This window comes from Nocardioides sp. CCNWLW216 (assembly GCF_037120545.1).
GTDB lineage: Bacteria > Actinomycetota > Actinomycetes > Propionibacteriales > Nocardioidaceae > Nocardioides > Nocardioides lianchengensis.
The window spans coordinates 497,023-515,715 of record NZ_JBBBBJ010000002.1; the positions used below are offsets into that span (position 1 = coordinate 497,023).

The following is an 18,693-nucleotide window of genomic DNA, read 5'->3' on the forward strand; positions in this document are numbered from 1 at the left end:
GTGCGCGTCCCGGGCCCGGCCGGGGATCACTTCTTCTTCTTGGCCTTCGCCACCTTGACGGTGACGGCCTTCACCGAGCCGACGCTGTTCGCGTCACCGGCCCAGACGACGCGCAGCTTGTTCTTGCCCGCCTTCAGGCCCTTCTTCAGGGTGAGCTTCGCCTTGCCGTTGACCAGCTTGCCGGAGGCGATGGTCTTGCTGCCCTTGGTGACCTTGATCGTGCCGGTCGCCTTCGCCGGCACGCCGGCGAGGGTGACGGTGGCGGTGCCGCGGACGGCCTTGCCGGCCTTGGCAGCCTTCTTCGGGAAGACGACCTTCAGGACGGAGGAGGTCTTCACCCGACCGGCACCGGTGGCCTGCGAGGGCTCGAAGACCGAGCCGGCGGCCGGGACGAACTCGGCGCGGTAGCTGCGGTTGCCCGGGGCCAGACCGGCGACGGTGGTCGTGGCCTGACCCGAGATGAGGGCGACGCCGGCGCGCAGCACCTTCGCACCGTCGTAGAAGGTCACGGTGCCGCGCGGGGCGGTCGAGCCGGAGACCACGGCGGTGAGCTTGGCGGTGCGAGCGGTGGTGCTGGCGACCGACAGGCGGACCGAGGTCACGACGGCCTGGTTCAGCGTGAAGTTGCTGGTCGAGCTCTGGGTCGGCAGACCGCACTCACCGCCCTTGGCCTCGGTGGCGAGCTGCTTGAGGCCGCCCTGCTCGATGAACGGCCGGGCCGCGGTCGAGCAGAAGAAGCCGTCCTCGCCGAAGACCGCCTGGACCTTCGGGTCGGTCAGCGAGGACTGGCGCACGACGTTGTAGACCGCACGGTCGGCCTTCCAGCCGGTGCCCGCCGCGTCGCTGGTGAGGCGGAGGCTGCCCTTCAGGAGCTCCGCGCGGCCGAGCGAGAACGGCGCCACGGCGTTCGGGTTGTTCTTGACGGTCGTGTCGTCGTGCTCCTGCACCTCGACGACCGTGCCGGCCAGGGTCACGTCGCTGCCCTTAATGGCCTTCAGCTGGGCCAGGAAGAAGTCGCGGGTGCCGGAGCCGCCCTGCGGGACCTTCGGCGCGATGACGCCGGCCTTGCCGCCGGGGAGCTGGTTCCAGTTGGTGATGTCACCCTCGTAGATGTCCACGATCTGCGCAGGTGTGAGCGACGACGGGGCGTTGGACGCCACGCTGCCCGAGACCGCGATGCGGAGGGTGTCGAGGCCGAACGGGTAGAGGCGCAGGCCGGCGGCCTTCTCGTTGTCGTTCAGGCCGGACGACGACCGGGCGAAGTCGAGCTCGACCTGGTTGTTGGCGCCGTAGAGCAGGCCCTTGCCACCGCCGGAGCCGTTCGGACGGTTGATCACCGTGGCGGTCGGGGTCGAGGGCAGGCTGATCGTGTTGGCCGGAGCGGGGGCGGCCGGCTGCGGCTGGGCCGCGTAGCTGGCGACCTTGAACCCGGCGTTCGGGAAGGCCGAGTTGAACGCCTCCGCGACGTAGTGCACCGAACCCATCGTGGTGTCCGAGCCGCCGCCGATCAGGTCCGCCGAGACGGGCGTGAAGCTCGGGTCGAGCTCGTGCTTGGTGTAGACGGCCGAGGCCGGTGCGGCAGTCAGGGCGATCCCCGACACGGCCACCGCAGCGGTGGCCAGGCCGGCGAGCAGCTTGCGTGCGTGCATCAGTTGGATTTCCTTCTCGATGTCGGCCGCGGTGCGGCCTGGTTGGGTTGCGGCTCGATCGTGGGACGGATGTCCCGCTGCCGCGGTCGGTTTGGTCTGGAGTTGGCGTGGTCGCCGTCTGTCGTTCAGACGAGGTTGGGCAGGAGCCGCATCACCACGTCGGTCGTCTGCCAGGCGAGGGCGAGGGCGACCGGGGTCGCCACCACCCACACGAGGACGGCGGAGTAGCGCTGCCGCGCCGCGACGACCGCAAGGGTCAGCGCGAGCAGCAGAGCCAGGCAGAGGGAGAGCAGCGGGAGCGCGGACGACCGGTCGGTGGCCATCGGCTTCTCGGCGGCCGGGATGCCGGCCGGCCGGCCGGCCGGAGCACCGAAGGCCTCCGGCGCCTCGGCGTCGACGTACACGACCTCGCCGGGGCTGAGCGCGGCGAACCGCCCCTCGCCCTCCGCGCTGATCAGGGTCAGCCGGGCGGTGCCGGCCGGACGTGGCTGGGGCTCGGGGTCGCCGGCCCGGCGCACGCCGAGGACGGTGAACGTCTTGACCCCTTGGCCCACGGTCACCGTGATCGGATCGCCCGCCTCGAGGTCACCGATGTCGCCGAACGGGGCGCCGTACGACGCGCCCCGGCCCATCAGCACCGACTCGCCGTCCTGGCCGGGCAGCACCGAGCTGCGCACGTGTCCGGGTCCGGCGAGCAGGTCGCCGGACGCGGTGCCCTCCACGACGACCTCGTCCATCCCGATCGCCGGCACCTGGACCAGCGCCACCGGAGTGCCCGGATCGATCGGCTGGTCGCCCATCGGGGCGGTCAGGTTGGCGAGCTGGCTCCTGAAGTCGCCGTAGAGCAGGTCCTGGGACCGCTCGTGGGAGAGCCCGCCCAGCACCAGCATCTGCAGGAAGACCCAGCAGGTGACCAGCGCGACCATCGTGACGGCGGAGGAGACACCGGCGACCTTGGCGTCCTGGGGACGCGCGGCCCGTGGTGGGCGAGGAGCCCGCGGGGGCCGGGGAGGCTTGCTCTCGGCCCGCCGCTGCGGCGCCGACGACGGGGTGGGCTCGGTCACCGGGCTGTCCGGTCCGGACATCGTCGTCGTCATCGCCGCCTCGGTCCCTGCACGACGAACCGCAGCAGGCTGGCGAGCGCGATCCCGAGCAGGCCGATGAGCAGCAGCGTCGGCATCACCCGGCTCGCCGTACCGGAGCTGATCGACGCGGTCGGATCGGTCGCCACCGGGGCGGTCGTGGCCGACACCGTCGGCGCGGCCGAGGGTGCGGCGCTGGGTGCCGTCCCCGTCGGCGCGGCGGCCGGCGGGTCGACGGCATCGACGGCGGGCGCGGCGGTGCTCGGGGTCGACGACGCTGTCGCGCTCGGCTTCGCCGTCGGGGCCGGCCGCTGCTTCTCGACCGCGGTCGCGACCTCCTGCGCCGCCTCGTACAGCTCGGCGGTCACCCCCCGCTTGGTGATCGGCAGGAACCCGCCCGGGAGCTGGCCGTTCCCGCTGCCGGGCCGCTGACCCTCGGTGATCGAGACCCGGATGAACTGGGCGACCTTGTCGGCGTCCTCCTGACCCGCGTTGCGGAGCCGGGCGGCGGTGTAGACGACCATCGTCCCCGGGTAGGCCTTCGTGGAGCGACGCAGGTCCTGCTGGCTGATCTCGAAGGCGCCGTACCGCTTCTCCCGCTCGGCGAGCTTCACGGCCGCGCCCAGCGAGGCGTCCGTGGCCGCGACGTACGACCCGCCCTTGGCCTGCAGCGCGGCGGTGCGGATGCCGAAGCGAGCGGCGTCACCCAGGCTGACGAGTCCGAGCATGAAGCGCGCGCCGTACGACTGCCGGTCGACCCGGCCCACCTTGTAGAGCGCGGTCGGAGCGTCGTACTCGCACTTGGTCTGCACGTTCGGCCAGGCGTCGAGGAGCGACTCGCTGATCCGACGCATCGTCGGGACCGGGGCGGCCAGCTGGCTGAAGTAGACCGCCGGGTTCTGCTGGCGGCAGGTGCTGCCGGTCTTGGGGATGTACTCGTCGAGCAGGGGCCAGCTGGACCGGGGCAGGGAGACCTTGCGGTAGGCCGGGTTGACCTTCATGCCCCAGGGGTCGGCCTTGCCGTTGACGAAAGCCATGGCGGCCTCGTCGGCTGCGATGTAGGCCGTCAGCTGCTCGACGACGTCGGAGGCGTTCGCCAGGCCGAGCAGCGTCGCGCCCGTCTCCTGGGAGTCGAGCTTCAGGCCGGGGTTGAGCTTCGTGAACTCCGGGTCGCTCATCAACCCGAGCGGGTTCTCCTTGATGCCGGGGTGGTCACGCCCGAGGTCGGAGCCCAGGTAGGACTGGGTGAGCAGCTTCGCGAGCAGGCGCGGGTTCAGCCGCAGGCGCTCGTACTCACCGGCGTTGTTCGGACGGTCGATGACGTAGCCGATGCCGAAGCCGGTGACCGCGGTCGGTGCGTAGCCCACCGGGTCGTCGCCCTTGCGCTCGTGCGCGGAGGAGACGATGGCGGCGGCACCGCCACCCTTCTCCATCAGGTTGAACCCGGCCTCGTCGGACATCTGGTTGTGCTGGAACTTGAACCGCTTCTTGTCCAGGCAGTACGCCGGGGCCCACTGGAGGCCGGCCTGCGCGAGCAGCTCGGAGCCGTAGAAGCCGGTCGCCGGGCGCGAGTCGAGCACGTCGCAGGTGTTCGGCGGCAGGCCGAAGGTGATCGGGACGGTGAACCGGTGCTTCCAGTTCGACGGCGACCACCAGTACGACGGCGAGACCGCCGCGTCGACGCCCTGGCCGGCGAAGTTGCTGGAGCCGGGGAGGTGCTGGCCGCCCCGCCGGCAGGCCTGGTCGACCGGCGTCGCCGGACTCTCCTCCTGCGCGCAGCTGAGGCCGACGATCGGGATCACCACCACGGCGCACTTCACCTTGCTGCTGCACCCGAGCGACTCGTTCTCGACGTCGCTGCGGACCTCGAACTGGATCGAGCCGTTGCCCTCGGTGTCGGTGAAGGCCGCCACCTCGGCCGGCGGGAACGCTGCGCCGACGGCCGCCTCGGGCGGCATGGTGTCGGACGAGCACGCGGGGAAGGCGGTGCCCTTGAGCGGCCGGAACGGCGTCAGCCGGGTCCAGAGGTCGGGAACGACGGCGCTCTTGCAGGACGCCGGGTTGGGGTCGATGCCGGAGAACGGCTGGCGGTAGTCGGCCGAGGCGTCGAGGTCCTTGGTCCAGACCGCCGCGCCGCGCGAGACCGCCACCTGGGACCGCTGGAGGTTGGTGGCCGTCCAGCAGGTCTCCGGGGTCAGTCGCTGAGCAGCCGCGACGCTCGCGCTGTCGACACCGCGGCACTGCAGGACGACGACCGGGTACTCCTGGGCCATCCCCTTCTCGCCGTACGGGCTGCTCGCGCGGCCACCACTGGGCTGGGCACCCTTCCAGGCGATGTTGATCCGCTGGCGGCCCCGCAGGTTCCGGGTCTGGTCGGCGGTCACCGTGACGTCGTTCTGGATCTGGACCTCGCGCTCGCCCGCGGCGTTGACGAAGACCCGCTCCAGCCTCTTGGTCTGCGAGTACGCCGGCTTGGCCGCGGCCGACCGGCCGACGACGACCGGCTCGTCGGCCGCGGAGGCACCGACCGGCGCCCACGTCAGCAGGGCCGCTCCGACGAGCGCGACGCCGGCGACGGCCAACGGCCGCTTGCTGCGCTCGGACCACCAGGCGGAGAGGGCGCTCATCGGCGGGCCCCCGTCGTACCGGGACGGCGGCGCAGCGAGGCGGCGTACACCCCGGGCAGGACGACGAGCGCGACCAGCAGCCCGACGGCCAGCCAGCCGAACGGCGCGTTGTCGGCCGGGCGGGACGCCTCGAGCTCGGTGGCGCTCGCGAAGACGGCGGTGTCGGTCGTGGTGCCGGCGCCGTCGTCGGTGACGACGCCGGGGTCGCCGGCCGCGGGGTCGGTCCCGGGAGCGGCCGCGTCGGTCGGGGCGTCACCCGGGGCGGCCGTGGCACCGCCACCGGCAGCCGGGGTCTGGGCCCCACCACCGCCGGCGGCCGGGGCCTGGCTCGGGGTGTCGGCCGGCTTGGCGCCGCCCTGGCCGGTCTCCGTGCCGCACGGGCCGGCGCCGGTCTTGTCGCACGCCTCCGGCTGCGGGGCCTTCTCGGCCAGCAGGTTCTTGTTGAGGTTCTTGCCGTCGAAGGTCGGGTTGTTGCACGACTTCACGTCGCGGTTGGTGACCTCGACCTTCGGGTCCGCGGTCTTCAGCTTGGCCAGCTGCTGGAACCCGGCCTGGACGAGGTTGAGCGGCAGCGGGCTGTAGCCGTACGGGCCGGCCTTCGACTGCCCCGCGCACAGCGAGTAGAACATGAAGTCGGCGATGGTCTGCCGCTTCGCCGTGGTCATCCGGGTGTCGGTCTTCCCGGTGGGGATGATCATGTAGGAGTAGGACGAGATCGGGTACGCCCGCGGGTCCTTGTTGGTGTAGACCCCGTCCAGGATCTGCGTCAGGTAGAGCGGGCTGCTCTTGTCCTGGTTGATCTTGGCCTTGGTCAGCGCGACGGCGGTGTTGTACTCCGTCGGCTCGACGAAGTAGCCGGCGGCGTTCTCGACCTTGACGACCGGGTAGTCCTTGTCGAGCGGGTAGGCGTACTCGACGTAGCCGATGGTGCCGTTGCCCGCGCTGCTGGCGATGTAGTTCATGACCTGGTCGGAGCCGGCCTGGCTCACCGCGCGTCCCTTGCGGGGGAAGTACGACGTGAGCCCGGACTTGCCGAAGAACTTGCGCCACGGACCGGGGTGGGCCTTGTCCATCCAGGTGGTGAACTGCGCCGTCGTACCGGAGCCGTCGGAGCGGACCACCGGGGTGATCGGCAGCTTGGGGAACGAGCGACCGTTGTTGTCCTTGGTGATCGCCGGGTCGTCCCAGCTGGTGATCTCGTTGGTGAAGATCTTCGTCAGGGTGTCGCCCGACAGCCGCAGGTTGCGGACCTTCTGGTTGCCGATGTTGAGCTGGTAGGTGAAGGCGGTGCCACCCGCGACGATCGGCAGGTAGGCGTACTCGCGACCCGCGCTGGTGTCGGCGTTCCCCTGCTCGTCCTTGCCCTGGTAGGGGATCTCGGAGATCGCGAAGTCGGTGCTCTTCAGCGAGAAGTCCTTGCGGCCCTTCGACGAGCCGCCGCCGGTGTAGACGACCTGCATGCCGTTGGAGTTCACGTCGGCGATCCACTGCTGGACGATCAGGTCGGACCAGGTGGATCCGGTGCCCTCGATCTGGGCGTAGGTGGCGGCCGCGGCGGTGCCGGGCGTGCTGAAGGTGCACCCCAGCGCGATCAGGATCGCGATGACCGCACGGATGCTGCGGTGACGGGTGGACGGGCGGTTCACGAACGGACCTCCGGAGGACGACGAGCGAACAGACGGGCGCGCAGGGACGGCTTGCCGCCCCGCGGCCGGGCGAGCAGACGGGCGACGACGAAGAGCGCGAGGACGAGGATCAGGAGTACGGCGGCGGCCGCGAAGGCCCGGTCCTCGGCGGTCCCCTGGCCACTGCGGACGTTGGTGTAGATGAACAGCGGGAGGCTGTTCATCACGCCGTCCGTGGGGTTGGCGACCACGAAGGCGGCGGCACCCGAGGTGAGCAGCACCGGGCTGGTCTCGCCGGCTCCGCGGGCGATGCCCAGGATCAGTGCGGTGGCGAGGCCGGGCCGCGCGGTGGGCAGCACCACGTGCCAGACGGTCTTCCAGCGGCTCGCGCCCAGGGCCAGGCTGGCCTCGCGCAGGCCGCCCGGGACGACCCGGAGGACGACGTCGGAGGCGCGGGCGATGATCGGCAGCATCATCACGCCGAGTGCCAGGCCGGCCGCGAGCCCCGAGCGGGGGTAGCCGAGCGCGACGATGAAGACGCTGTAGATGAAGAGGCCGGCCACGATCGAGGGCAGCGCGGTCATCGCCTCGACGACGGTCCGCACCACCTTGGCGAACTTGCCGCCCACCTCGGTCATGAAGACGGCCGTGCCGATCCCGAGCGGCAGAGTGATCGCGACCGCGATGGACAGCTGGACGATCGTGCCGACGATCGCGTGCAGCACGCCGCCCTGGGTGAAGGGGTCCGACGGCCCGACGCCCGACATGTCCTCGAGGAAGAAGTTGGCGTGGAGCAGCGGCTCCCAGCCGCGGTAGAAGATGTAGCCGATGGTGCTGACCAGGGCCGCGCCGACCAGCACCGCTCCCCCGGTCACCATCGAGCCGGCGACCCGGTCGCGGACCTCGATCAGGCCCCCGTGCATCGCTCCGGTCACCGCCGACATCAGCAGGCCGCAGACGAAGAAGACGACCACGAACCACGGCACACCGGCCAGCGGCAGCAGCCGCTGGGTCACCAGCCAGGCCAGTCCGAGCGCCGCGGCCCAGGTGCCCCAGGCGAGGAAGCTCTCCTCCGGGCTGGGCCGACCGAGCGACGTGCGGGGCTGCGCCGGGGGCGCGTCGTCGTCGAGGACCGGCAGGTACGTCGTACCGCGGGTCGGCGGGGTCTCGACCTCGTCCTGGAAGAGCGTCATCAGGCGTCCGTCCCGGCGCCCGAGCGGCTGCGGTTGACGACCACGGCCGCGGCCGTGTTCACGAGCAGGGTGATGAGGAAAAGCACGAAGCCGGCGGCGAGCAGCGCGGAGAGCTGGCTGGCGCTCGCCTCGCCGAAGCGGTTGGCGATCAGCGAGCTGATCGTCGAGCTGCCGGTCTCCAGGACGTTCCACTTGACCTCGAAGGCCACGGAGAGGATGAGGGCGACGGCGATGGTCTCGCCGAGCGCACGGCCCAGCGCGAGCATGGTGCCGCCGATGATGCCGCCGCGGCCGAAGGGCAGCACGACGCTGCGGATCATGCCCCACCGGGTGGCGCCGAGCGCGAGCGCGGCCTCCTTCTCCCCGGGAGGGGTCTGCGAGAAGACCTGGCGCATCACCGCGCAGGCCATCGGCATCACCATCATCGACACCGCGATTCCTGCGCAGAAGGCGCTGGAGTAGTAGCGCGAGGCGTCCCAGTACGCCGCGTCCGGGTCGGCTCCGCGGACCTGCAGGAACGGCAGCCAGCCGGCGTTCGACTCCAGCCAGCGGGCGAGCTCGGCGGCGTACGGCATGATCAGGAAGTAGCCCCAGATGCCGTAGACGATGGAGGGCACCGCGGCCATCAGGTCGACCATCGAGACCAGGAACGACTTCGCGCCGGCCGGGGCGTACTCGCTGATGTAGAGGGCGGTCAGCAGGGCGAGCGGGAAGGCGATGATCATCGCGACGAAGGCCACGGAGAAGGTGCCGGCCAGGACGCCGGCGATCCCGATCCGGTCCTCGTCGGGCAGCCACTGCTCCTCGGTGAAGAAGCTGAAGCCGTACCGCTTGATGGTCGGGTAGCCCTGCCAGCCGAGGAACAGGCCGACGCCGCCGGTGATGACGAGGACGGAGGCGCCGATGGCCCGCGAGGACCACTCGAACACCGCGTCGGCGCCGGTGGCCTTGCGGGAGATCTTGCGGGGCGTGACCGCGAGGTTGCCGCGGTCGTCGTGCACGGGAAGCGTGGTCACCTGGGATCCATGACTCGGTAGGACGGGCTCGGCGATCGCCGAGCCGCCCTGAGTGTCAGGATCTCTGCGGAACGAAAACGTCTTCTCGCGTGAACGCCGGGAGAACAGCCCAGCGGCCTTTCCCGAACAGGCCAGGCGAACGAAAAACGCCTAGTCCGAACGGACTACTCGCCTCTAGTCCCGCCCGAGCAGGGCGGTCCTGGGGAGATGGATCAGGGGTGAACTGCGGGTGGCGCGGCGGCGCGTTCGGTCTCCGAGCGGAGGATGCAGAACTCGTTGCCCTCGGGGTCGGCCAGGGTCACCCATCCGGAGCCCGGTCCGTACTTCCCGCGGAGGTCGGCGAGCACCGTCGCGCCGTGCTCCAGGAGCACCGCCAGCTCCTCGTCGCGGGTCCCCTCGCGCGGAGCGAGGTCGAGGTGCAGGCGGTTCTTCACGACCTTCTCGTCGGGCACCTCGATGAACAGCAGCTGATGACCGGTCTCGGGGTCCCGGTTCATGCACTCCTCATGGCCCGGCTCGTTCGGGTCGCCGTCGATGTCGACGTACCCGAGGACCGGCTTCCACCACTCCGAGAGCTCGTAGGCGTCGCGGCAGTCGATGGTCGTGTGCGAGATGAACGCGGTCATGGCGCCCACTGTGCTGAGGGGCGGGGTCGGGCTCAAGAGAGTTTCATCGGCTGGCCGATGAACCTGGAGCCTGGACGATGAACCTTCGTCGTCCCGGCGTGAGGTTCATCGGCCAGCCGATGAACCTTTGCGGGCGGCCCCTACCAGCGCACCCCGTGCCCGGCCAGCAGCCCGTAGAGCCGCTCGTGCCCCTCGGCGAGCTCCCACCGCTCGGCGTGCAGGCCGGCCACCCGGGCGCCGTCGACGTTCTCCTGCTTGTCGTCGACGAACAGCACCTCGTCGGCGGGGGCGCCGATCATGGCCACCGCCTTGTCGAAGTACGCCGGGTCGGGCTTGGCCAGGCCGATCTCGCAGGAGTAGACCGCCACGCCGAAGCGGTCCTCGTCGAAGCCGAGGGTCTCGCGCATGTGGCGGCCGCGGTGGTGCTCCTGGTTGGTGCCCAGGTGGACGCCGTACCCGGCTGCCAGGAGCGCGTCGACCAGGGCGGTCGAGGTCGGGTCGACGACGATCGAGCGCCACATCAGCGGGAACAGGTCGGCGGGGTCGACGTCGACCCCGTGCTGCCGCGCGAGTCGGCTGAACTCGACGAAGAAGTCGATGTCGCCGCGCATCGCCGGCGCGTTGAGGGCGCCGAGGTCGGCGATCAGCTCGGCGGTGATCAGCTCGGCGTACGGTCCCGCGGCCTCGCCGGGCACGCCCGGGTGCTGGAGCACCTCGTCGGCGTCCAGGAGCAGGTGCCGGATCGTCGAGGTCATCCGGCGGAGGTCACGCCGTGGCGGCGGACGAAGTCGACGATCGTGTCGGCCAGCTCGGGGCGGCAGACGATCAGGTCGGGCAGGTAGACGACGTCCTGGTTGTACTCCAGCGGGCGGCCGTCGATGCGCGAGGTGAACAGGCCGGCGTCGCGGGCGACGGCGACCGGGGCCGCGGAGTCCCACTCGTACTGCCCGCCGGCGTGGACGTAGGCGTCGGTCAGGTCGCGGACCACCGACATCACCTTCACCCCGGCCGAGCCCATCGCCACCAGCTCGGCGTCGATCTCGCCGGCCAGCACGGTGACGAACTCCGGCGGCCGGCTCCGGGACACCGCGATCCGCGGCCGCCCCTCCGCCCGCGGAGGTACGACGGGCGCCCCGTCGCCGGTCACGAAGGTCTCCCCCAGCGCCGGCTGCGCGACCGCGCCGGCCGTGAGGTCGGCCGGACCGCGCTCCCAGAGCGCGACGTGCACGGCCCAGTCGTCGCGCGGCGGCTCGGAGAACTCGCGGGTGCCGTCGAGCGGGTCGATGATCCACACCCGGTCGGCGGCGAGCCGGACCTTGTCGTCCTTGCCCTCCTCGGAGAGCACGGCGTCGCCGGGGCGGTGCTCGGCGACCAGCGCCATCAGCAGCTCGTGGGCGGCGGCGTCGCCTGCGTCCTTGAGCGCCCGGCCCTCCAGGCCCTCCTGGCGCACCTCGAGCAGTCGCCCGCCGGCGGCCTCGGCCAGCCAGGCGGCCAGGACGTGGTCGTCGTGCGCGGCGGCGGGGGGCGGCGTACCGGGGTCGAAGGTCACGGCCGTGAGCCTAACGGGGCGCGCCGCCGTTCAGCGGAGGATGCCCACCACCAGGAGAACGGTCCCGGCGAGCATCGCGGGCGCCAGCGTGACGAGCAGCAGGTCGACCACCCGCTCGCGCCCGGGAGCTGCGCGGTGCTCGCCGGCCGCTCCCGGGGCGAACCGGCGCCCGGCACCCCACAGCGCGCCGAGCTGGGTCGCCAGCCAGTTCGCGTAGGCGCCGTGGACCAGCAGGGCGAGCGCCGCGACCTCCCCGGACCGGGGCAGGTCGAGCCGGGGCCACAGCAGGCCCACCAGGACGAGGAACGGGCCGTTGGTCATGCCCTGCAGGTGGCTGGCGACAGCCATCCGCGGGTTCCGGTGAGCGGGTACGGCGAGGCCCGTCAGCAGGCCGAGCAGGAACAGCACCAGTCCCAGCACGATCAGCGCGTCCTGCATGCCTGTGCACGCTAGGCCCCGCGGCCGGCTCCGACATGACCCGCGTGGGGGATGGTCAGGAGTTGAAGCGCTGCTGGGTCCGCTCGAGTCCCTCGGCGATCAGCGACTCGACCGCGTCGGCGGCGGTGTCGACGGTGAACGGCACGACCTTGCGCTCGGTCGTGGAGTAGTTCGACAGCACGAAGTCGGCGACCTCCTGGCGACCCGGGGGCCGGCCGATGCCGACCCGCACCCGGTGGAAGTCGCCGGTGCCGAGCGAGGAGCGCATCGACTTCAGGCCGTTGTGGCCGTTGTCGCCGCCGCCGAGCTTGACCCGCATCGTGTCGAACGGGATGTCGAGCTCGTCGTGGATCGCGATGATCCGCTCCGGCGGCACCTTGTAGAAGGTCGCCAGCGCCTTGACCGGCCCGCCGACCTCGTTCATGTAGGAGCGGGGGCGGGCCAGGACGACGCGCGGGGCATCGCTGCCGGGCACGCCGAGCCGACCCTCGACCACGTCGGAGCGGCCGGACTTGTGGGCACGGAACGAGCCGCGCATCCGGCTGGCCAGCTCGTCGTTGACGAGGTAGCCGATGTTGTGGCGGTGGCCGGCGTACGAAGGCCCGGGATTGCCGAGGCCGACGACCAGCCACACAGGCGTGCTGGAGTCGGTCACGGCGTCCCGGGCCTTTCGTCGTGCGAGGAAGCGGAAGGTCACTCCTCGGTGGCGGACGCCTCGTCCGAGGACTCCTCGGCGCCGACCTCGTCGACGTCGTTGTCGGCCTCGTCGCGCTCGATGCCGGCCTCGGCCTCGGCCTCCTCGAGCTCGGCCTCGAGGGCCTCGGCGGAGACCTGCTCGGTGATGTTGACGATCAGCGTCTCGGGGTCGAGCGTCAGCGTCGAGCCGGACGGCAGGCTCAGGTCGGACGCCAGGATCTGGGTGCCGGCGGGCAGGCCCTCGATCGAGACCTCGATGGACTCGGGGATGTGGGTCGCCTCGGCCTCGAGCTCGATCTCGGTGGTGTCGGTGACCACGAGCGTGTCGGGGCCGGCCTCGCCGACGAGGAGCACGGGCACCTGCACGGTGACCTTCTCGCCCTTGACGACGACGACGAAGTCGATGTGCTCGATGACCCGGCGGATCGGGTCGACCTGGACCTGCTTGGTCAGGCCGAGCGTGCTCTTGCCGTCGATCTCGAGCTCGAGGAGCGCGTTGGCGCCGCCGTGCTTGAGGGCCATCATCGTGGCGTGGCCGGGCAGGGTCACGTGGACCGGCTCGTTGCCGTGCCCGTAGAGGACGGCCGGGATCTTGTTGTCGCGGCGGATGCGGCGCGCGGCACCCTTGCCGAACTCGGCGCGGGTCTCGGCGGTGATCTTCTCGGACATGCTGGTTCTCCTCGGTGCTGGCTTCTCGGCGTCGGGGGCCTCGGCTCGACGGCTCGGCGCATCCCGGAGGAGTCCAGCCCTGTCGATCACGGAGCGGTCCGATCCGTGAGGACCGCCGCTCCCTCGCCGAGGCAACCGCAGGAGTCTAGCCAGTACGACGGGCCGCGGCGAAATCCGCGGCCGGGCGCGGGAGCGTCAGGCGTGCCCGTCGAACATCGAGGTGACCGAGCCGTCCTCGAACACCTCGCGGATCGCCCGGGCGACCAGCGGCGCGATCGACAGCGTCGTCAGCTTGTCGAACTCGCGGTCGGGCGAGATCGGCAGCGTGTTGGTGACGATCACCTCGACGGCCGGGCAGTTCTTCAGCCGGTCGACGGCCGGGTCGGAGAGGATCGCGTGGGTCGCGGCGATGATCACGCCAGCGGCGCCGTCGTTCATCAGCGCCTCGGCGGCCTTCACGATGGTGCCGCCGGTGTCGATCATGTCGTCGGTCAGCACGCACATCTTGCCGGCGACCTCGCCGACGACGCGGTTGGCGACCGTCTCGTTGGGCCGGTCGGTGCGGCGGGACTTGTGGATGAACGCCAGCGGCACGCCGCCGAGCTTGGCCGACCAGCGCTCGGCGACCTTGATCCGGCCGGCGTCCGGGGAGACCACGCAGAGCTGCTCGCGGCCGTAGTGCTCCTTGACGTAGTCGGTCAGGATCGGCAGCGCCATCAGGTGGTCGACCGGGCCGTCGAAGTAGCCCTGGATCTGGTCGGCGTGCAGGTCGACCGCGATCAGCCGGTCGGCGCCGGCCGTCTTGAACAGGTCGGCCATCAGCCGCGCCGAGATCGGCTCGCGGCCGCGGTGCTTCTTGTCCTGGCGCGCGTAACCGTAGAACGGCAGTACGACGGTGATCCGCTTGGCGCTCGCCCGCTTCAGGGCGTCGACCATGATCAGGTGCTCCATGATCCACTCGTTGATCGGAGCCGTGTGGCTCTGGATCACGAAGGCGTCGCAGCCGCGCACCGACTCCTCGTAGCGGACGTAGATCTCCGAGTTCGCGAACTCGTACGCCGAGGTCGGGACCAGGTCGACGCCGAGCAGCGTCGCGACCTCCTCCGACAGCTCGGGGTGGGCCCGTCCGCTGAAGACCATCAGGTTCTTCTCGGTGGTCTTCTTCATTCCGGTCACGGTGCTGCTCCTGGGTCGCCGGAGGGAGGGAACTTCTAGGATTCTGCCCCTGCGGACCCCGGGTCCCCAACTCCGGGGTCGTCGTTGTGAGACGCGTCTCCCGCCGCCTCGGCGGCAGCCGCCTGAGGGGTCCCGGAACGACGCGTCTGGGCCCAGCCGGGGATGTTGCGCTGGGGCCCGCTGCTGACCGCGAGCGCACCCGGCGGCACGTCGCGGCGTACGACGGTGCCGCCGGCCGTCGACGCGCCGTCGCCGATGTGGACCGGGGCCACGAACGTGTTGTTGGACCCGGTCCGCGCGTGCCGGCCGACGGTGGTGCGGTGCTTGGCGACGCCGTCGTAGTTGGCGAAGATCGTGCCGGCGCCGATGTTGGTGCCCTCGCCGATCTCGGCGTCCCCGACGTAGGAGAGGTGCGGGACCTTGGCCCCCTCGCCGATCCGGGCGTTCTTGGTCTCGACGAAGGCGCCGATCTTGCCGTCGGCGCCCAGGTGGGTGCCGGGGCGCAGGTAGGAGAACGGCCCGACCGTGGCGCCCTGCGCGACGACCGCCAGCTCGCCGTGGGTGCGGACGACGCGGGCTCCGGCGCCGACCTCGCAGTCCTTCAGCGTGGTGTCCGGCCCGACGACGGCGTCCTCGCCGACGACGGTCGCGCCGAGGAGCTGGACGCCGGGCAGCAGGGTGACGTCCTGGGCGAGCACGACGTCGGCGTCGACCCAGGTGGTGGCCGGGTCCATGACGGTGACGCCCGCGCGCATCCAGCGGTCGAGGATCCGGCGGTTGAGCTCGGCCCCGAGCTCGGCCAGCTGCGCCCGGTCGTTGGCGCCCTCGGTCTGGCGGACGTCCTCGAGGACGTGGGCGCCGACGGTCAGGCCGGCCTCGCGGGCCAGGTGGACGACGTCGGTCAGGTAGTACTCGCCCTTCGCGTTGTCGTTGCCGATCCGCGGGAGCGCGTCGGCGAGGAAGGCCGCGTCGAGCGCGTAGATGCCGGAGTTGATCTCGCGGATCTCGCGCTGGTCGGCGTCGGCGTCCTTCTCCTCCACGACCGCGACCACGTCGCCCTCGGCGTCGCGCACCACCCGGCCGTAGCCGAACGGGTCGTCCACGACGCCGCTGAGGATGCTGACCGCCCGCTGGGCCGCCTCGTGCTCGGCAGCGAACTGCTGCAGGGACTCCCCCGCCAGCAGCGGGGTGTCGCCGTACGCCACGACGACGGTGCCGGACGTCGCGCCCGCGGCCGCCATCGCCACCAGCAGCGCGTGGCCGGTGCCGAGCTGGTCCTCCTGGACCGCCAGCACCACCCCGGGCAGCTGCTCCTCGACGTGCGGTCCGACCAGCTCGCGCTGGTGGCCGACCACGGCCACGACCCGGCGCGGCTCGAGCGCCTGCACGGCGGTCAGGACGTGGCCGACCATGCTCCGGCCCGCCACCTGGTGCAGGACCTTGGGGGTCTTCGACCGCATCCGGGTGCCGCCCCCGGCGGCGAGGACGACGACGGTCAGGTCAGTGGGCACGCGGCTTTCCTCCAGGTTCGGCGACCGACTCACTGTAGAGGGCCCAGGTGACGGGGCCTCAGCCCGCGAGGTGCCCGTGGTCGACGACCTGGATGCTGCCGTGCACGGCGGCTGCGTCGTCGGAGGCGAGGAAGGCCACGACCGCGGCCACGCTGTCGGCGCTCATGAAGCCGCGCGCGGCCGAGATCCGCATGACCAGCTCGAAGTCGGCGCCCTCCGGCACCTCGATCGTGTGCACCTGCGGGGTGTCCATCCCGCCCGGGCAGACGCAGTTCACCCGCAGCGGCGACTTCACGTGCTCGACCGCGAGGGCCTTGGTCAGCCCGACCACGCCGTGCTTGGCCGCGGTGTACGCCGCCGAGTACGCCTCCCCCACGACCCCGGCGACCGAGGCGACGTTGACGATGTTGCCGGCCGTCTCGAGCAGGTGCGGGATCGCGGCCTGCGAGCAGAAGAAGGCACCGCCGAGGTTCACGGCGACGTCGTGCGCCCACTGCTCCTCCGTCACCTCCGCGGTCAGCCGGAAGTCGTGGCGCCCCGCGTTGTTCACGAGTACGTCGAGCCGCCCGAACACCTCGACAGCGGCCGCCACCGCCTCCCGGCACGACGCCGGCACGGCGACGTCGAGCGGCCCGAAGGCCACCTCGCCGGGCAGCCCGGCGCAGGACGCAGCGACCTCGGCGAGCCGGTCCTGGTCGCGCGCGGCGGCGTACACGCTCGCGCCGGCGGCGGCGAAGCGCCGGACGCACGCCGCGCCGAGGCCGGACGACGCCCCGGTGACGAGGACGGCTCGGCCGGCGAAGCTCGCGGAGGACATGTCCCGCAACCTAGCCAGCACGCAGCGCCTCGGCACAGACGAGTCCCACCGCGGGCTAAGACGATCGCCGAAACCGCGGACGGCACCTGCACGCGGCACTAGCCTGCGGGTGTCGGGCATCGGAAGGCGGTCCGTGGACACGGAGCAGAACACGACGACGGCGGTGCCGGCTTTCCTGCGCTTCGCCGACGCCGCACTCGACCGGGCGCTCGGGGAGGACGAACCCGCCGAGCTCGAGCGGGCCCGCGCGGCGCTCGCCGCGGGCGGCGAGCAGGTCGACGCCTTCGACGCCCTGGCCGCGAACATCGACGCCCGTGGGGCGGTGCGCGAGCTCCTCGCCCTGCTCCTCGCCTGCGAGACCGACCTCGCCCGGACGGCGCGGTTGGCCGTCCTGACGGGCAGCGGACGCCCGGGCCGGCTCACCCTCGGGGCGGCGGCGCGGCTGCTCGGTGGTCTGGGACCGACGGTGGCGGCGACCGGACCGTCCTCTCCCCTGCGGCGTGCGGCGATCGTCGAGCTCGTCGGGAGCGGCCCGTGGTCGACCACCGAGATCGTGCTGGCCCCGAGCGTCGTCTGGGCGTTCGGGGGCGACCCGTCTCCGGACCCCGACCTGCCCGTCGGCGCCTGGACGATGGACGCGCCACCCGGCGCGGTCCGGTACGACGACCGCCTCGTCCTGGTCTCCGGGCCCGACCCGGTACGCCGCCGCGTCGCCGCCACCCGCCGGCAGGCGGCGGCCGGCTTCCTCGTCACCCCGACCCCGGCCGGCGACGAGGGGTGGGCGGCCGTGGTGCGCGAGGCGACGATCACGGGCTGTGGCGTGCTGGTGGAGCTCGGGGACGACCTGCCCCCGACCGGCCGGCAGTGGATCGACCGGGCGGCCCACCTGCCCTGGGTCCTCTCCAGCCGCGACGAGATCCCGCTCGGCGAGCTGCCCGCACGCGAGCGCGTCGAGCTGCGGGCCGGCGACGAGGTGGTCTCCGAGGAGGAGTGGCGCGGCGTCTTCGGCGAGCAGGTCCCGCGCTCCCACCGCCTGAGCGCCCACCAGCTGGAGCAGGTCGGCTCGGCCCTCCCGGCCATGGGCGACCTGGACCTCGCCGTACGCCGGCTGCTCGCGGGTCCGCTGGCCCGCCTGGCCCGGCGGATCCGGCCGAGGAAGACCTGGGACGACCTCGTGCTCGGCGAGCCCCAGCTGGTCCAGCTCCGCTCGATCGCGGCCCGGTTCCGCCACGCCGGGACGGTCTACGACGACTGGGGCGCGACGTCGGCGTCCGGGCGCGGCATCGTCTCGCTGTTCACGGGCCCGTCCGGTACGGGGAAGTCGCTGGCGGCCGAGGTCGTCGCGCACACCCTCGGCCTCGACCTCTACAAGGTCGACCTGTCCTCCGTCGTCAGCAAGTACATCGGCGAGACCGAGCAGAACCTCGAGCGGCTCTTCGCCGCCGCCTCGGCCGGCAGCGCCGTGCTGTTCTTCGACGAGGCCGACTCGCTGTTCGGCAAGCGCTCCGAGGTCAAGGACGGCCGCGACCGCTACGCCAACCTCGAGGTGTCCTACCTCCTGCAGCGCCTCGAGAGCTACGACGGCGTGGTGGTGCTGGCCACCAACCTGCCCAAGAACATCGACGACGCGTTCCTGAGGCGCATCCACGAGGTGGTCTCGTTCTCCCTGCCCGCGGTCGACGAGCGCCGGGCGATCTGGGCCCACCACCTGGCCGACGGCGACCTCCCGGTCGGACCGGACGTCGATCTCGACCGGCTGGCGGGCCGGTTCGAGGTCGCGGGCGGCATCATCCGCAACGTCGTCCTCAGCGCAGCCTTCCGTGCGGCGGACGAGGACCGGCCGATCGCCATGGCGCACCTGCTGCACGCGTTGTCCGGCGAGTACAAGAAGCTCGGCCGCCTCCTCAACCCCGACGACTTCGAGGCCGCCGGAAGCCCCGCGCAAGAGGTCTCCCTACCGTAGGCTGGCGTCCTCGGATCTCAGGACCTCGACCCGGACGACCGCCGCGAAGGACCCCG

16 protein-coding genes are annotated in these 18,693 nt (G+C 72.0%); 1 reads left to right on the forward strand and 15 read right to left on the reverse strand.

All coding sequences use genetic code 11. The features are described 5' to 3' along the window. Positions 1–26 precede the first annotated feature (26 nt). The 15 genes from V7S47_RS06865 to V7S47_RS06935 all read right to left on the reverse strand — a co-directional run bounded on the left by V7S47_RS06865 (position 27) and on the right by V7S47_RS06935 (position 16,674). Positions 27–1,649 carry an Ig-like domain repeat protein gene (locus V7S47_RS06865; protein ID WP_336560871.1) on the reverse strand — a complete coding sequence of 541 codons (1,623 nt, stop codon included), beginning with the start codon at positions 1,647–1,649 and terminating at the stop codon, positions 27–29. A gap of 125 nt (positions 1,650–1,774) precedes the next feature. Continuing rightward, complete coding sequence (locus V7S47_RS06870; protein WP_336560872.1) at positions 1,775–2,746, reverse strand: sortase; 972 nt, start codon at positions 2,744–2,746, stop codon at positions 1,775–1,777. Next, positions 2,743–5,358 carry a hypothetical protein gene (locus tag V7S47_RS06875; RefSeq protein ID WP_336560873.1) on the reverse strand — a complete coding sequence of 872 codons (2,616 nt, stop codon included), beginning with the start codon at positions 5,356–5,358 and terminating at the stop codon, positions 2,743–2,745. Before V7S47_RS06875 ends, V7S47_RS06870 begins: the two co-directional genes overlap by 4 nt. After that, complete coding sequence (locus tag V7S47_RS06880; RefSeq protein ID WP_336560874.1) at positions 5,355–7,004, reverse strand: substrate-binding domain-containing protein; 1,650 nt, start codon at positions 7,002–7,004, stop codon at positions 5,355–5,357. Before V7S47_RS06880 ends, V7S47_RS06875 begins: the two co-directional genes overlap by 4 nt. Next, positions 7,001–8,176 (reverse strand): phosphate ABC transporter permease PstA, encoded by a 1,176-nt coding sequence (pstA, locus tag V7S47_RS06885; protein ID WP_336560875.1) that lies wholly within the window; start codon positions 8,174–8,176, stop codon positions 7,001–7,003. Before pstA ends, V7S47_RS06880 begins: the two co-directional genes overlap by 4 nt. After that, entirely contained in the window at positions 8,176–9,192 is a 1,017-nt protein-coding gene (pstC, locus tag V7S47_RS06890) for a phosphate ABC transporter permease subunit PstC (protein WP_336560876.1), read from the reverse strand. Before pstC ends, pstA begins: the two co-directional genes overlap by 1 nt. Positions 9,193–9,404: 212 nt before the next feature. Then, positions 9,405–9,818: a VOC family protein gene (locus V7S47_RS06895; RefSeq protein ID WP_336560877.1), complete on the reverse strand. Its 414-nt coding sequence runs from the start codon at positions 9,816–9,818 to the stop codon at positions 9,405–9,407. 140 nt (positions 9,819–9,958) lie between these two features. Next, positions 9,959–10,573 (reverse strand): HAD-IA family hydrolase, encoded by a 615-nt coding sequence (locus V7S47_RS06900; RefSeq protein WP_336560878.1) that lies wholly within the window; start codon positions 10,571–10,573, stop codon positions 9,959–9,961. Continuing rightward, positions 10,570–11,367, reverse strand: a complete 798-nt coding sequence (locus V7S47_RS06905) for a 3'(2'),5'-bisphosphate nucleotidase CysQ (protein ID WP_336560879.1) — start codon at positions 11,365–11,367, stop codon at positions 10,570–10,572. The genes V7S47_RS06900 and V7S47_RS06905 overlap by 4 nt, the downstream gene beginning before the upstream one ends. A 30-nt stretch (positions 11,368–11,397) precedes the next feature. Beyond that, positions 11,398–11,805, reverse strand: coding sequence for a hypothetical protein (locus tag V7S47_RS06910; protein WP_336560880.1), 408 nt, complete (start codon positions 11,803–11,805; stop codon positions 11,398–11,400). 55 nt (positions 11,806–11,860) lie between these two features. After that, positions 11,861–12,460: an aminoacyl-tRNA hydrolase gene (gene pth / locus V7S47_RS06915; protein WP_336560881.1), complete on the reverse strand. Its 600-nt coding sequence runs from the start codon at positions 12,458–12,460 to the stop codon at positions 11,861–11,863. 38 nt (positions 12,461–12,498) lie between these two features. Beyond that, positions 12,499–13,170, reverse strand: a complete 672-nt coding sequence (locus tag V7S47_RS06920) for a 50S ribosomal protein L25/general stress protein Ctc (RefSeq protein ID WP_336560882.1) — start codon at positions 13,168–13,170, stop codon at positions 12,499–12,501. 195 nt (positions 13,171–13,365) lie between these two features. Next, positions 13,366–14,337, reverse strand: a complete 972-nt coding sequence (locus tag V7S47_RS06925; RefSeq protein ID WP_090858654.1) for a ribose-phosphate diphosphokinase — start codon at positions 14,335–14,337, stop codon at positions 13,366–13,368. Between the two features lie 44 nt (positions 14,338–14,381). Continuing rightward, on the reverse strand, positions 14,382–15,857 hold the full coding sequence (gene glmU, locus V7S47_RS06930; RefSeq protein WP_336560883.1) for a bifunctional UDP-N-acetylglucosamine diphosphorylase/glucosamine-1-phosphate N-acetyltransferase GlmU: 1,476 nt from the start codon (positions 15,855–15,857) through the stop codon (positions 14,382–14,384). Between the two features lie 58 nt (positions 15,858–15,915). After that, positions 15,916–16,674: an SDR family NAD(P)-dependent oxidoreductase gene (locus tag V7S47_RS06935; RefSeq protein WP_336560884.1), complete on the reverse strand. Its 759-nt coding sequence runs from the start codon at positions 16,672–16,674 to the stop codon at positions 15,916–15,918. 133 nt (positions 16,675–16,807) lie between these two features. Here V7S47_RS06935 and V7S47_RS06940 point away from each other — a divergent pair, with 133 nt between their 5' ends. Continuing rightward, a complete protein-coding gene (locus V7S47_RS06940) occupies positions 16,808–18,637 on the forward strand; it encodes an ATP-binding protein (protein ID WP_336560885.1) in 1,830 nt (609 codons plus the stop codon). Positions 18,638–18,693: the final 56 nt, after the last annotated feature.

Bases quoted from the DNA above. Each gene is read 5' to 3' on its own strand.
- V7S47_RS06920 (WP_336560882.1), bottom strand. From the start codon at position 13,170: ATGTCCGAGAAGATCACCGCCGAGACCCGCGCCGAGTTCGGCAAGGGT.
- V7S47_RS06935 (WP_336560884.1), bottom strand. From the start codon at position 16,674: ATGTCCTCCGCGAGCTTCGCCGGCCGAGCCGTCCTCGTCACCGGGGCG.
- V7S47_RS06925 (WP_090858654.1), bottom strand. From the start codon at position 14,337: ATGAAGAAGACCACCGAGAAGAACCTGATGGTCTTCAGCGGACGGGCC.
- V7S47_RS06910 (WP_336560880.1), bottom strand. From the start codon at position 11,805: ATGCAGGACGCGCTGATCGTGCTGGGACTGGTGCTGTTCCTGCTCGGC.
- V7S47_RS06895 (WP_336560877.1), bottom strand. From the start codon at position 9,818: ATGACCGCGTTCATCTCGCACACGACCATCGACTGCCGCGACGCCTAC.
- V7S47_RS06870 (WP_336560872.1), bottom strand. From the start codon at position 2,746: ATGACGACGACGATGTCCGGACCGGACAGCCCGGTGACCGAGCCCACC.
- V7S47_RS06875 (WP_336560873.1), bottom strand. From the start codon at position 5,358: ATGAGCGCCCTCTCCGCCTGGTGGTCCGAGCGCAGCAAGCGGCCGTTG.
- pstA (WP_336560875.1), bottom strand. From the start codon at position 8,176: ATGACGCTCTTCCAGGACGAGGTCGAGACCCCGCCGACCCGCGGTACG.
- V7S47_RS06900 (WP_336560878.1), bottom strand. From the start codon at position 10,573: ATGACCTCGACGATCCGGCACCTGCTCCTGGACGCCGACGAGGTGCTC.
- V7S47_RS06865 (WP_336560871.1), bottom strand. From the start codon at position 1,649: ATGCACGCACGCAAGCTGCTCGCCGGCCTGGCCACCGCTGCGGTGGCC.